13 protein-coding genes and 1 other annotated feature are annotated in these 13,484 nt (G+C 55.2%); of the genes, 3 read left to right on the top strand and 10 right to left on the bottom strand.

Annotated features, from left to right (window positions below; genetic code table 11):
* Window positions 1–156: 156 nt before the first annotated feature.
* From ypeB to BLR08_RS04420, 6 genes are all read right to left on the bottom strand, one after another.
* A complete protein-coding gene (gene ypeB / locus BLR08_RS04445) occupies window positions 157–1,521 on the bottom strand; it encodes a germination protein YpeB (protein ID WP_072327691.1) in 1,365 nt (454 codons plus the stop codon).
* A gap of 652 nt (window positions 1,522–2,173) precedes the next feature.
* Window positions 2,174–2,338: a hypothetical protein gene (locus tag BLR08_RS30985; protein ID WP_176835411.1), complete on the bottom strand. Its 165-nt coding sequence runs from the start codon at window positions 2,336–2,338 to the stop codon at window positions 2,174–2,176.
* 56 nt (window positions 2,339–2,394) lie between these two features.
* Window positions 2,395–3,087 carry a glutamic-type intramembrane protease PrsW gene (prsW, locus tag BLR08_RS04435; protein WP_072327693.1) on the bottom strand — a complete coding sequence of 231 codons (693 nt, stop codon included), beginning with the start codon at window positions 3,085–3,087 and terminating at the stop codon, window positions 2,395–2,397.
* A gap of 93 nt (window positions 3,088–3,180) precedes the next feature.
* A complete protein-coding gene (locus BLR08_RS04430) occupies window positions 3,181–4,734 on the bottom strand; it encodes a DnaB-like helicase C-terminal domain-containing protein (RefSeq protein ID WP_072327694.1) in 1,554 nt (517 codons plus the stop codon).
* Window positions 4,735–4,930: 196 nt separating this feature from the next.
* A complete protein-coding gene (locus tag BLR08_RS04425; RefSeq protein WP_072327695.1) occupies window positions 4,931–5,536 on the bottom strand; it encodes a genetic competence negative regulator in 606 nt (201 codons plus the stop codon).
* 318 nt (window positions 5,537–5,854) lie between these two features.
* Complete coding sequence (locus BLR08_RS04420) at window positions 5,855–6,241, bottom strand: hypothetical protein (protein WP_256257354.1); 387 nt, start codon at window positions 6,239–6,241, stop codon at window positions 5,855–5,857.
* A 124-nt stretch (window positions 6,242–6,365) separates the two neighbouring features.
* Here BLR08_RS04420 and BLR08_RS04415 point away from each other — a divergent pair, with 124 nt between their 5' ends.
* Window positions 6,366–7,280, top strand: a complete 915-nt coding sequence (locus BLR08_RS04415) for a polysaccharide deacetylase family protein (protein ID WP_072327696.1) — start codon at window positions 6,366–6,368, stop codon at window positions 7,278–7,280.
* On the opposite strand, the gene BLR08_RS04410 is transcribed toward BLR08_RS04415, so the two are convergent.
* Complete coding sequence (locus BLR08_RS04410; RefSeq protein WP_072327697.1) at window positions 7,237–7,455, bottom strand: hypothetical protein; 219 nt, start codon at window positions 7,453–7,455, stop codon at window positions 7,237–7,239. The genes BLR08_RS04415 and BLR08_RS04410 overlap by 44 nt on opposite strands.
* Window positions 7,456–8,049, bottom strand: a complete 594-nt coding sequence (locus BLR08_RS04405) for a type II CAAX endopeptidase family protein (RefSeq protein ID WP_072327698.1) — start codon at window positions 8,047–8,049, stop codon at window positions 7,456–7,458. It abuts the gene before it with no gap.
* Window positions 8,050–8,117: 68 nt separating this feature from the next.
* On the opposite strand from BLR08_RS04405, the gene BLR08_RS04400 reads away from it, so the two are divergent.
* Complete coding sequence (locus BLR08_RS04400) at window positions 8,118–9,029, top strand: hypothetical protein (RefSeq protein WP_072327699.1); 912 nt, start codon at window positions 8,118–8,120, stop codon at window positions 9,027–9,029.
* Between the two features lie 63 nt (window positions 9,030–9,092).
* On the opposite strand, the gene BLR08_RS04395 is transcribed toward BLR08_RS04400, so the two are convergent.
* Window positions 9,093–9,416, bottom strand: coding sequence for a rhodanese-like domain-containing protein (locus BLR08_RS04395; protein ID WP_072327700.1), 324 nt, complete (start codon window positions 9,414–9,416; stop codon window positions 9,093–9,095).
* Between the two features lie 160 nt (window positions 9,417–9,576).
* Window positions 9,577–9,826 (top strand) — a binding site (T-box leader).
* 69 nt (window positions 9,827–9,895) lie between these two features.
* On the opposite strand from BLR08_RS04395, the gene serA reads away from it, so the two are divergent.
* Window positions 9,896–11,479, top strand: a complete 1,584-nt coding sequence (serA, locus tag BLR08_RS04390; RefSeq protein ID WP_072327701.1) for a phosphoglycerate dehydrogenase — start codon at window positions 9,896–9,898, stop codon at window positions 11,477–11,479.
* Window positions 11,480–11,627: 148 nt separating this feature from the next.
* On the opposite strand, the gene BLR08_RS04385 is transcribed toward serA, so the two are convergent.
* On the bottom strand, window positions 11,628–13,484 hold the full coding sequence (locus BLR08_RS04385) for an ATP-binding protein (RefSeq protein WP_072327702.1): 1,857 nt from the start codon (window positions 13,482–13,484) through the stop codon (window positions 11,628–11,630).

The following is a 13,484-nucleotide window of genomic DNA, read 5'->3' as shown; positions in this document are numbered from 1 at the left end:
GCCTTCGGAATATGGAAAGATCAATTTGTCCGTTCTGCCGGAACTAATTAATCCGCCGCTGCCTGCATCATAACCGGGTCCCGGGCCCCTCTCCGCCGCATGCCAAATAATCCGCAGCAGCTGCCGCGGATTATTGTCCGGAGTGGGATTCGGCCATCAGGTTTGCGTGACTTGGGCTTCCTCCGTACGTATGTGATCGATCTTCTCCTGAGCGCCGCTGTCGGCGTTGACATAGATCCGGTAAAGCCCTCCGTTTACCCGCCCGATAAACTGGTAGCAGAGCACCTCTTCCTCAATATCGTTGCGAATCAGGGCCATTCGTACGCTTTCCGCTTCGAATTTCGGACTCAGCGTCTGTCTGGCCTCCTCCTGAGAGAGCTTGGGAGGAGCAAGCTGGCGGTCTTTCTTGTCATATACATAATCCGATGCTTCCAGACCGGTCACTTCTCCGTTGTCCATCGCAACTTTTACCGCCACTTTCTCCAAGTAGTTGATCACTTCGTTATTGCGCGACGCAAACGTGATATTGGCGACATTGCTGTACTCGTCATAGCTGACCGCGGTCATGCCGGGATAGCCATGGTCGTCCAGAAACTGCGCCGAGATGTCGCGCGCCTGCCTGAGGTCCAACTGCTTGGTGCCTACATCGCGGGCCGCGCTGTACCAGAGAAGCTGGCCGCCTTTTTTGGAATAATCAAGATGCGCGCCGTCCTGCGTGCCTTCCTTCGGAACATAGGCGCTGTACGATTGATATTCCGTGCCCGTGCCGTTCTCTACCACCTGAACCGCTCCCGCGTCGGCGAGCCCAAGGAACTGGGCGGCTTTGGTCTTGATCTCATCCGCGCTCACTTCGCTGCCGCTGAGCATGGTCATGTTGCGGTTCAGACTTTGCTGCATGCTCATGATCGCAGGGCTCCAGTTAATCTCCGGATATTCGCTTACCTTCTTGTCCACCGTTGCGAAGCCGTCGATAATCGCGTTATCCTGCGGCTCCTTCTCCGTAGCCAGAGCAAGCTCAACATCCATCCAGCGCAGGTTCTGCTGCATGACCGTAGATTGAACCTCGCGCAGATCTTTCGCTATCTGGCTCGAATGATCGTAAAGCGCCGTCAGCGTCTTCATCTCATCCTCGGACAGGGGCTGCTTGCTGAGATCGCGTACGGCCGCCCGATAGGCAAAGTTCGAAATATTCGCCAGAAATTCCTCTGTTTTGTTAAAAGGAAGCAGGGTCAGCGGCAATTGGCTGATTTCATTTTGAGCCTGACTCGTAATGCGCCAGACATTGATGAGCCCTTTCTTATAGGCGTCCTGCGACGTGGAATTGACAGCCAGCGTATTTCCCAGCTCATTGTGCAGCTTGTCCACATGGAAGGACAAATCGTGGAATGCCCGCTGATATTGGTTCTCCGCCTTGATCAATACCGAGTTTTTCTCCTGATGCTCCAAATACCCCCAAAATCCGGTTCCGATCAAGGCGATCAGCAGAATCGGGAACATGACGATGCTTAGCCGTTTGTACATATGCGTGAACTCTCCCTTCTTCAGCCATTGTTGGGCTTAGTTTGCGCTTGAAGGCAGTTTCTTTATGCACTGGCGAAGCGGCAATCCGTTCTCTTAGGGTGAGTATCCGAAAAAAACTGGCCGTCGGCCAGGTACTTGAAGATCTCCGCGTGCGAGTCCATGCTTTTGGCGCGTGGGGAGGAATATTTGTATCCATGAATCTTCTGCTCATACTTTTTGGCTGAGATACCAAGGAAACCGGCTTATGGTATTTTTCACACACACACGGACGAGAGGTAGACAGCGCTGGTGACCTCTAACGGAACTCACAGGCCCTTAAAGCCGCTTTTTTCATGACCTGCCCCTGCTTAGGGAACTCAGCGAACCTTACAAGGCCAACAGGAGCGAAACATGGACGGTTTGGCTCTATAAGAGGCTCTGAATTCCGTAACAAATGGAATTCGGTCGATTTCGTGCGCTAACGGTCGCTGAGTTCCGTTACAACTCCGCTCCGGTACGTTCACCCTGTTTCTGCACCTTCTTCTGCCCAAGGGTTATTCGTATTAGAACCAATACTCTGATGCTTTCGTTCAGTAAATTAAACTTTAGTATTATAACTTTCTGAGTAAATTGAAAAAAGCCGCCCTTATGGACGGCTTCCTTCAGCAGCAACCTATACGTCATTGGTTTCGATCTCAAAGTCATGCTCATTATCGCAAATGCAGCGCTTGAAGCCCGTATCGATCTTCCCTTTGTCCATACGGCCTTTCAAAATAAACTTTTCCCCGCAGCTGTTGCAGCGGATTCTGACCTTCAGGCGAGTTTGAACGGCGTTCATGAGGCTCCTTTCGGTTACATAACGGGATCTGTTACTTCCCATTATGGACAGCCCCGTCAAATTTTAATCCGGTCCTCTCGCGTTACCATCCGCAGCGGAGACTTGGCGTTCGCCCGCTTCACCTTCAGCAGACTGCGCAGCCAGAGAAACACCATCAACGGAACCATAAACCAGATCCAATAGCCCTTGGCGGCGTACAGCGTGTAGTCGAACGCTCCATGCCAAAAAAATGGAAGAAAAAAAGCCATGGCCAGATGCTTAAACGATCCATTCGGATCAAACTTTGCCCTGCCGAAATGATAGCCCATCATCACCCCAAACATCGCATGCCCCGACACCGGCAAAAACGCGCGCATCAGCAGGGAAGCGAAGTCCATCGAATTGAGCAGCGCGTACAGCACATTCTCCAGCGTAGCGAAGCCAAGCGAGACGGCGACCGCATAGACGATGCCGTCATACGGCTCATCGAAATTCGTATGCTTGAATATGACGAAATACACAATAAACCATTTCATAAATTCTTCAGGCAGCGAAGATGAAATAAAGGCAAACACAAAAGGATGATCCCCGAATCCCTGCATAAACGCACGCTGCAGCACGATCACGGGAAACACGATCAGCACGCCGAAAAAAAACAGGCGGAGCACCAGGGATATGGGCTCCGGATCATACCGGTCCTTCAAATAAAAATAGGACAGCAGGGCAGCACCCGGCGCTACGGCAGTGATTAAAATTGAGAGTATGCTCAGGGCGCTTTCCCTCCCGTCCGAGTTCTTTTACTTTATTATAGAGCGTTTCGCCATGAGATGCCATGCCAAATCCGTTCAGTCTTGGGAGAAGCCTTAAGCCCCTTCGGACTTTGCCGTCTCCTCTGCGGTCCGCTCCGGTGCAGACTCCTCAAAGCATGCCTGACGCTGAAGAAAACGCAGCGGTACGGTTGCGAGCGAACCGTTGCGATGCTTGATCAGCCGCAGAGCGCAGGGCAGCTGGCCCGTCCCCCCTTCGGCCGGTTCCTCTTCCTGGGTGAGGGAGAGGATAACGTCTGCCGAAGCCTCCGCCCCTTCCGGCAGCCTCTCGGCGCCCAGATCGATCGGAATCGCCGATATGACCGGCGTGTCATTTTCCCTCGACCACTGCTTCAGCACATAAGCCAGCATCGTCTGATGCTCGGCCACCGTCTGGGGCTGCCGCTGCAGGCCGGTCGTCGGGATGCGGTTAAGATGGTCGATGAATACGACCGGCGTTCGGCCGGCGATGCCGGCGATCCGCTCGATCGTGGCGAATACCCGGTCCATGGTCGTCTCCAGCGAGCATTCGATGGTCCACATCCACTTGCTGATCGGAACATATTGCTTGTTCGCCCGGCTGACATCATCCGGGGAGGCTTGACCGCTCAGCACCAGCTGCGGCTCCGTGCCGATCAGGCGGGCGATGCTGCGGGCCCACAGCTCGAAGGAGGTCATGTCCCAGGAGACGTAAACGACAGGCGTCTGCCTGGAGGCGATCTCATCGGCTATTTGCTTCATCAGCATGGTCTTGCCCGAGGAGGCGCAGCCGGTGATGAAGTACAGCCCTGTGCGCAGTCCGCCGAACAGCGCCTTGTCGAGCAGCTCGAAGCCCGTCGGCAATCCCGTGGACTGACCGCGGTACCGCTTCATATATTCTTCCGTATACGCCGTAATATGCTTGACATCCGGAGAGATCGGCAGCAGCAGCGATTCCTCCATTGTTTCATTAAGCAGCTGGATAAAGGTGTCGAGCGGATTTTGCACCCGTACAAAGAAATCGTTCACATCCTTGATCGACTCCGGCAAATTGACGATAAACGTGTCTTTGCTCACGCCCTGCAGCAGCTCTTGAATCCGCGAGCTCTCGCGTCGACCCAGCTCATCGTTGCCGAGGCATACGAATACGCGCTTGCCTTTGAACTTCTCCGCATAGGTTTCCTTGAACGTCATCCAGGCGGGGGGACAGACAGCCGGCAGACGCGACTGGGCCAGATTGAGCACATCGAACAGCCCTCCGCACAGCACCACATCCTCCGTCTGCTCCAGCACCGATTCGTTGAATAAATAACCGTCTTCCCCTACCAAGGTTTTGTACTTCGGCTCACGGCTGTCAATCGAACGTCCGATCAAGTCGATAGGGAGACCCTGCTGATCGACGATGGGAATGATAACACGATTCTCAAAGTACCCGCCGATCTTGCCGGACTGCACATAAAATCCGATTTTCCCAGGCTCGAAGCCGATGCGGTACTGCTCGGCGGTCTCCTGCTCAATCCCTCTGCGCTGCAGGTAGTAAAGCGCCTCCCCCGACAGCTGTCTCTGATAATGCGCGACAAGTTCCTCCAGGTCGAACGACGGTTTCGCCGCGCTTCTATTTACACCCGTCATCTTTATGCTCCTCTCCTGCTTGGATAAACGCCTTGCAGCGTCTATCAAAGCGGTGCGTTTGCCAAAAATAGATGATTAATCGTTGAAGCTCCTGCTTTCTGAGATTTCAAAAAAAGCATTCTCAAAAACGGATCGTTTTTGCGAATGCTTTACCATGTATCGTATGCACGAAACGGCTTTACCCGCTATGGCTTGCTTACTGAAATTTGGCGCAAAGCGTTCCGATCGCGTTCTCGGCAATAACTGTCTTGCCGTATTCTTCAAGCACGGCGTGCGTAACCGACGTAGACTCCCCGTATTCGGACAAAACCGCTACAACCGCTTGCAGCTTCTTCTCATCCATCGATTCGGCGTCGATCAGCAAAATCCACTTGTTCTTATATGCGTACAACGTTCCTCCGTCCGCAAGCATGGGCTCCATCACCTTGGCCAGACGAAGCAGATCCTCGAAGTCGGCAAACGCATAAGTGACCTGATCGGTTTCCTCAAGGGTCAACTCGAGCTCGTACACTTCTTCCTCCAGCTCGTCATCCATGGTGTCCTCACCGGAGTTGAAGTTCATCTTGCCTCGGGTGACAATGACTACCATCCCCTGTGCCGGCATGGCAAGAACTTCAACAGCGAGCGGACCGCTGGCATCGAATCCGAGTTCCATATAGGCTTGATCCATCATTTCACTGAACAGCTCATGAACCTTCGGGATCTCCCGCCACATGTCATCCTTCTGAATGCCGCGCTCTGTTAAGTCATCGAATGTGAGGAATATCCGTATCTTGTCCTGACTTAAACGCTCCATTTTCATACTGGATTCCTCCCTTGCCGACTGTATTAACAGCTTATGAAGTTTGGGTCACAAAGGTGTGCCGCGTAGTAGTGCTGCAGCTGCCTGCCAAGCCGGTCCGTCCCGGAAGCAAGCAGAGCATGGACATGGCCCTGCAACAGCTTGTATTCCATGTTACGACTATTATATCACATTCCGCCAAGAAAAGAACGCTTCCCCGCCGAAAAAAGGCTTATAACTAAAAAATCCGCTCTCCTGCGGCAGAGAACGAAAAAAGACGCAAGTCGCCTCTTCGAGAGAAGCGGGACCTGCGTCTTTGCGGCCCGATCCGAGCCTGGATCAGTGCGTATGCGATTCCTTGTCCGCCTGCTTGTCTTTGGCCGAGGAGCCTGCCAAGATTTCATCCACGGCCTCCTTCAGCTTCGGATCTTTCTGGATAAGCTCATTCACCGTGCCCAAGCCATCGGCTCCCAGCGATGCATCGCCGATCGATGAGTCCTTCTTGCCTTTCATCGAACCCTTCACCACATCCGCAACTCCCGCCCCGAACGAGTGGGAATCCGCGGATTTGCCCGACTTGCCTGTGCGGCTGCCCAGCAATCCGGATGCCGCATCGTTGCTTGAGAGCGCCGAGAAGAGCATCGGCTTGGCCCGCTTCGACACATAAACAGCCGCAGCAGCCCCCACGATTCCGCCAAGTAAAAAAGTACCCAATTTCATGGCCATCCCTCCATCCTCTTGGTCTTCGCTTATATATTCCGCTAGGTACCGGGCAGCCATACATGATAAAATCAGGAAGCGGCCGCGTATGCGGTCTGTACTAGACTTCTCAGAGAAGGGGCTGACACCCATGAAATCGAATAAGTGGACGAGCCTGCCGGTCGCTCTGCTGATGGCAGCCGCGGTTACCGCCTGCCAGTCGTCCTCAGGGACGCCTGCCGCCACCCAGGAGCCGTCCGTTCAAAACCAGCCTCCGGCGGGGGGACAGCAGGAGCGCGCTGCGGAGCAGCCGGCTCCAACACCGACGCCAACGCCAACACCAGCTCCAGGCGAGCCAGCCGCGAAGGAAAATATACCGCCCGTCAGCGTGAAAACGTATCGGATGAATCCCAAAACCTACGATATCGTCCCCATTGATCCTCAGCAGCATTCCAAGAAGGTGGTGCTCCTGACCTTCGACGACGGGCCAAAGGACTGGGAGATGAACAACGCCCTGCTGGATACATTGGACAAGCATAAGGCCAAGGCGATCTTTTTCCTGAACGGCTACCGGATCAAGCAAAAGCCCGAAATCGTCAAGCTGCTCGATGAAAGGGGGCAGACGATCGGCAATCATTCCTGGGATCACATCGATCTGAAGAAGGAAAGCAAAGAAAAAGTCGACCAGCAGCTGGCCGACGTACAGAAAGCGGTCAAGGATATTATCGGCAAAGCGCCGGCTTTTTTCCGTCCGCCTCACGGATCGGGAAGCGACATTGTCAGAGCCAAGGCCAAGGAGGAAAACATGCTGTATATGACCTGGTCCAACGGCTCCAAGGACTGGGAGATGTCGACCAAAAACCACAGCTCGGATCAAGTAGTCGCCAATGTGCTGGAGCAGCTCCATGCAGGCAGCAACATCTTGATGCACGAGCTACCATGGACAGTCGAAGCGCTCGACAAGCTGCTGACGCAGCTGGAAGAGAAGGGTTACGGCTTCGTCGATCCGCAGTCGATTGAGCTTACGGATTCAGCCGCTTCCACCCCCACAGCAGCAGCCCCGTAACAAGCAGTATAAAAATCCACAGCAGCGACCGATAAAAGATACGAAGCCACTTCTCTTTCTCGGTCGGATGCACCGACTTGCGCGGCGGCAGATAATGCTCCTCGGGGAGCGGAATCTCTTCCATGTCCGTCCGCCGCGCGTACGTGGGTTCTTCCTGCATTCGTTTGGCGTTCATCTAGGCCTCTCTCCTGTATCTTAGGATGCACCCCATCACGAAATCGATGAGAAAGTGAGCAAGGATCGGCGTCCAAAGCGATCCGGTCTGGATGTAGATCCAGCCAAGCCCGTAGCTGATGCTGAATACGAGTCCTGTCATCAGCCAGTGCTGCAGATAGCGAAAATGGATGGCGGCGAACAAAATGCTGGTCCAATACGGCCCCCAGGCTGCCTGGATCGCGCCGCGAAACAGCAGCTCCTCGCAGATGGCGACCGCAAGCGACATCACGGCGATATGCCACAGCGGGCGATTGCCGAACAGCTTCTCGTTGATGCCGCCGTCGTCCGTAATTTCAGGCGGCACCCACTGCGAGATCAGCATGTCGATCACAAGCACGGCGACGGCATATACGGTTCCCCACAGCGCTATCTGCCACATCGGCTGCACAGCGAACATGGACAGGAGGTTTGGCTTTTGAAACCATAAGATGACAGCCGCTATCAGCAATACGACCGCTTGAGTAACATACAGATTGATGATCAGAAGCCGGTCCGTCAGTTCGTCTGCCCGGACGCGGTTCAGCTTGAATTGCTTGAAGTTAAATTTTTTCATGAAGATTCCCTTTTTCGACAAATTCGCCTATACTAGCTGCATAGAATAGAGTTGAGGTGCCTTCGCTTATGGAAAAACGTTTGAACCGGACAGACTATGTATTCGCCGTCACATTCATCTTTATGCTGGTCGTAGCGCTGGGCGCATTTTTCTACGGACTGCAGCTCGGCCAGCAGCGCGCCTCCGCCAAGTATGAAGAACTGCTCGTCAAGCAAACAGAACAGAACGGCGGCTTTGCGGCCTATCATCAGCAGTATCTGGTCTCCTTCTATCATACCATTTATCAGCCGTACAGGGAATTTCATAAAGCATGGTTCGACAAGCTGGATCAGCTCCAGTCGAATCGCGCCTCCGACGCCTCACTGCTGCTGAAGGAATTGGCCAAGCAATCGCAAGCCGTTTACAATGATCTGCAGCAGAAATCGACCCCGGCCTCTTCTCCGCTGCTGCAGGAGGCTCACAAGGACTATATGAAGAGCCTTAAGCTGTTCAGCGAAGCGCTGCCGGGCTTCGCTTCCAGAGCCAACGCCATGCCAAGCGGAGAGCTGATAGCCCAGTTGCAGTCTGACGCTTATCTGACGGAGGCCAGGAACTTTGCCATGAAGGCGGAGAACGAATACTACAGCTCGATTATCAAGTGGGCGCAAACCTCCGCTCCGCCGTTCAAAGAGGTGGATGTAACCAAGCCGATTTCCGTTCAGGAATGGGGCACCTTGACGCTGAATATGAAAAACGCCTATATCACGAGCATGCTGCTCGCAGGCAAGCGATATCAGGCCTTTACCCCGCAGGATCTAAGCGGCCGGATCGACGATATGATCGCTGCCGGTCAGGCCAAGAAGATGAATCTCAGCGATATCGGAGCGGTAGCCGATATGCTGATCGCTACGGACGCTGTCCGCGAAGGAGATTTCCTCCGGGTCAAGGGCAAGCTCTATGCGAATGAAACGCTGCCGCAGCTGCCCTTCTTCACCAACTGAACCAAGGCCGCCTTTCCAAGTAGAGGATAGGCGGCCTTCTCTGTCCCGCTCTCGTTTCCCGCCTCAATCGTACCGGAAGCCTCGGACAGCGGCCAGAGCAGCCATGCCTCCCTCTACGTTCACGGCGTTGTCGAAGCCTCGCTCGCTCAAATACCGGCACACATGCTCGCTGCGCACTCCATGCGCGCAAACGACATACAGCGGCTTGTCCTTCGGAAGCTCCTCCAGCTTCTCGGGGATGGTCATCATCGGGCAGAGCTCCATCTCCTCCCAATGATAATATTCCCATTCCTCCGGCTGCCTGACATCGATGGTTAGCGTATCCGCCAGCTCGCCCTGCGCCTGCTTCCTGGCATACGCATCCGGACCGATTCTGCCAAATGTCATACGGCATTCCTCCCTCTCTGGTGCTGACTCTCGTTCATTGTACAGCCGCCCTTCCGAGTTGGCAAACCGGACCGGCCGTCCGACATCCTGTGTCGAAAACCCTCTTGACAACCCAGAAAACTCCATGATAAGCTAGTGAAAAATTTAACAGACATATTTAAGACAAACGATGACGGAACCAAGCATATAGGCGAAACGTACAGAGAGCCGGTGGAAGGTGCGAACCGGACGTAGACGCTATGCGGAGCACTCCCGAGTTGCTGCCTCGAACGTTCAAGTAGTTGCAGCCGGCTAGACGCCGTTACCCATCTCGGTCTGTCCTTAAGCTTTAAGCAGACCTATGAAGGCCGTATGCGCGAGCACGCGGCGAATTAGGGTGGTACCACGAGAATCAGCTCCTCGTCCCTTGTATACGCTAGACGTATCGGGATTGAGGAGTTTTTGGTTTGCTAGAAAAAGGATAACGGAGGGAAATGGAAATGTTTAAAGTGCTTGTTATGGATGGAATCAGCGACATGGGGATTCAGTTGTTGTACGATGCCCCGGATGTTGAGGTCGACAAGAAAGTAGGCTTGTCCGAAGACGAGCTGGTTGCCATTATTCCGAATTATGACGCGATTCTCGTCCGCAGCGCGACCAAGGTAACCGAGCGCATCATGAGCGCAGGCAGCCGCCTGAAGGTTGTAGGCCGCGCTGGAGTCGGCGTGGACAATATCGATCTCGAAGGCGCTACGAAGCGCGGCATCGTCGTTATCAACGCACCTGACGGCAATACGATCGCCACCTGCGAGCTGACCTTCGCGATGATGATGTCCACAGCCCGGATGATCCCGCAAGCCTACAAGAAAACGGTCGGCGGCGAATGGGACCGCAAAACGTTCGTCGGCGTCGAGCTGCGCAACAAAGTGCTGGGCGTGCTCGGCATGGGCCGGATCGGCAGCGAAGTGGCGAAACGCGCCAAAGCGTTCGGTATGGTAGTTCTCGGCTACGACCCGTTCCTGACGGAAGAGAGAGCCGAACAGATGGGCGTGAAGCTTGGTTCGGTCAACGAAATTTGCAGCAAAGCCGATTTCATCACCGTGCATACTCCGCTTACCAATGAAACGAGACATATGATCAGCCGTCCGCAATTCGAGCTGATGAAAAAAGGCGCACGCATCATCAACTGCGCGCGCGGCGGCATCATCGACGAGATGGCGCTCGTGGAAGCAATCGATGCTGGCATCGTAGCCGGAGCCGCCTTTGACGTATTCGAATCGGAGCCGCCTGCCGCGGATCATCCGTTCCTGAACAACCCGCGCATCATCGTGACGCCGCATCTCGGCGCTTCGACGGTCGAAGCTCAAGAGAACGTGGCCATCGACGTATCCGAGGAAGTGCTGCACATCCTGCGCGACGAGCCGTTCAAAAATGCCGTCAACATGCCGCCGGTACCGGCCAATGTGCTCAGCGCGCTGCAGCCTTACTTCAACCTGGGCGAGAAGCTCGGCAACTTCCTCGGCCAGACGATCGACAGCGCCGTCAGCGAGATCGTCGTCAGCTACTCGGGCGATCTGACCGAAGTGGATACGTCGCCGCTTACCCGCTATATCGTCAAGGGAGTGCTCCAGCATCAGCTCGAAGGCGTCAACGTAGTGAACGCGATGCATCTGGCCAAATCCCGCGATCTGAACATCGTAACCCAGAAATCGACTGCAGCCCAAACATTCACGAACCTCGTGTCCGTTACGCTGAAGACGAAAAACGAACAGCGCACGCTGGCCGGCACCCTGCTCTCCGGCTACGGCGAGCGGATCGTCCAGATCGACCAGTATCCGGTCGACTTTGCGCCGGAAGGCACGCTGCTGCTGATCTCCCATAACGATAAGCCGGGCATCATCGGCAAGGTCGGTACCCTGCTCGGCACGAACGACGTTAACATCGCTACGATGCAGGTGGGACGCAAGGTCATCGGCGGCTCGGCCATCATGGTGCTGACGATCGACAAGCACGCTTCCCAGCAGGTGCTCGATCAGCTGTCCGCGCTGCCTGAGCTGACTCAGGTTCGCGAGTTGTCGCTGTAAGCTCCTGCCCTCCGCAAATATTCTGCCGGCCCATGCCCTCCGGCCTGGGCCGGCATTTATGTTCCACGGACAACAAGATTTGCCAAGTTTTTTCTACAAAGCAAGCTCGCGCAAAACCCCCTTCGGCAGCGAACCGAAGGGGGTTTTGTTAGGTTTTCCCGCTATAGCGCGGCAAAATAATAGAAAATGTCGTACCTTGTCCGGGCTGGCTTTTCGCTTGTACGGTTCCCTGATGCGCCTCCACAATGTTCCGTACGATCGACAGCCCGAGTCCCGTCCCGCCCGATGCGCCTCGCGTACGGGCCTTGTCGGCCTTGTAGAAGCGTTCGAAAATATAAGGCAGATCCTCGGCCCCGATCCCGTAGCCTTGATCCGCTACCTCGATCAGCACCGCCTCCTCGCCGCGCAAGCGGGTGCTGGAGGCGGTTATGCTGATTTCCGCTTCCGCAGGGGTATGCCGGATCGCGTTGTCGAGCAGATTCGTAAGCACCTGCTCCAGCCGGTCCTCATCGGCCCGCTCCAGCTCCAGCTTCTCTTCCGGCAGCGAATAGGTCATCGCGATGCCCTTTTCCTTCGACAGCGCTGCGAACTTACGATGCATGCGCTTGATGAACGAGTGAACGTCCAGCTCACGCAAGTTCAGCTCCATATGACCATTCTCCATTCTGGCCAGATCCAGCAGATCATGAACAAGCCTGCCCATGCGTTTCGATTCGTCATAGATAACCTGAGCCAGCTCCTGACGATCCTCAGGCGTTGCCGCAATGTCGTCCAGCAGCGCTTCGCTGTACCCGTGAAGCATAGAGAGCGGCGTGCGAAGCTCATGAGAGACGTTGGCGACAAAGTCCTTGCGCAGCTTCTCAAGCCGGTATTCCTCGGTCACATTCCGCAGCACGGCGACCACGCCGCGCACCGTATCCTGCACGTACAGAGGAGCCATGACGACCGACCACACCTCGCTGGTCACGTGGAGCTTGGTCGTCATCTCCTTGGGATGACGGGTGACTTCCTCGAAGAGCGGCTTCAGCGGTTCGGGGATACGCCTCCATTCCCGCTCGCTTTGGTCTCGGCCGGCAGGCGTGCCGTTCGGGTCGTCCTCCAGCCACTCCAGTTCATTCCAGGCGCGGATGATGCGTTCTCCCTCAGGATTATCCAGGATGACATTCCCTTCCGGGTCAAAGGTGACGACGGCGTCGGCCATGCTTCGCAGCACGTTGGATAGATGCTCCTTCTCATGGCTTAGCGCCCTGATCGTATCCTGCAGCTGCTCGCCCATATGGTTGAACGTCTTGCCCAGCTCCCCGATCTCGTCCGAGGACTGAATCGGAACCCGGCTGCCATATTCCCCCTCCGAGATCAGATCGGCCGCCTTTTTCAGATTCAGCAGCGGCTGAGTGATCCGGGTAAGCAGGAAGAAAGCAAAAAACGTCGTCATCAGAAAGCCCGCAACGCCCACGACGACGAACAGCTTTTTCACATAATCCTGGGTCACCTCGGACGACTGCGTCAGCTGATACATGATGAGCGCTCCGGCTACCTCCGCCTGATTCTCGCTCATGAACGGCACGGCGACCGCTGCATAAGCGCGTCCGAGCGGCGTGCGGGCCGCGACCATCGGGCTCCGGTTGTCAACCGACTGGCCCGCGAATACTTTGGCCAGCTCATTTTTCGTGAACAGATCATCGTACCGGATCCGCTTCTCATCGCCTTGTCCTACGGGAGTGGTCTGCAGTTCATAATCCTTGGTCACAACAAGCACGCTCGCGCCCTGGGCGTTCAGCAGCTCATTGACGACCTGCAGGTAGCGGCGCTCTTCCTTATGCAGCGATATCTCGCTCGCTACCTTCGTCGCCAGCCGGCTGAGCGTTTCGACCTGATCCTTCGACTTGGGGAAGGAGGTCTCGATAAATTTGAACAGAAACGCCCCTACCGTCAGCAGAACGACAACTACAAGACCGATGATCGTAATCCACAGCTTGCCGACAATGCTTTTGAAAATAAACAC

The organism is Paenibacillus sp. cl123 (assembly GCF_900101595.1).
Classification (GTDB): Bacteria; Bacillota; Bacilli; order Paenibacillales; family NBRC-103111; genus Paenibacillus_G.
Note: the sequence above shows the minus strand (reverse complement) of the source record. Positions and strands in the feature narration are given on the sequence as shown.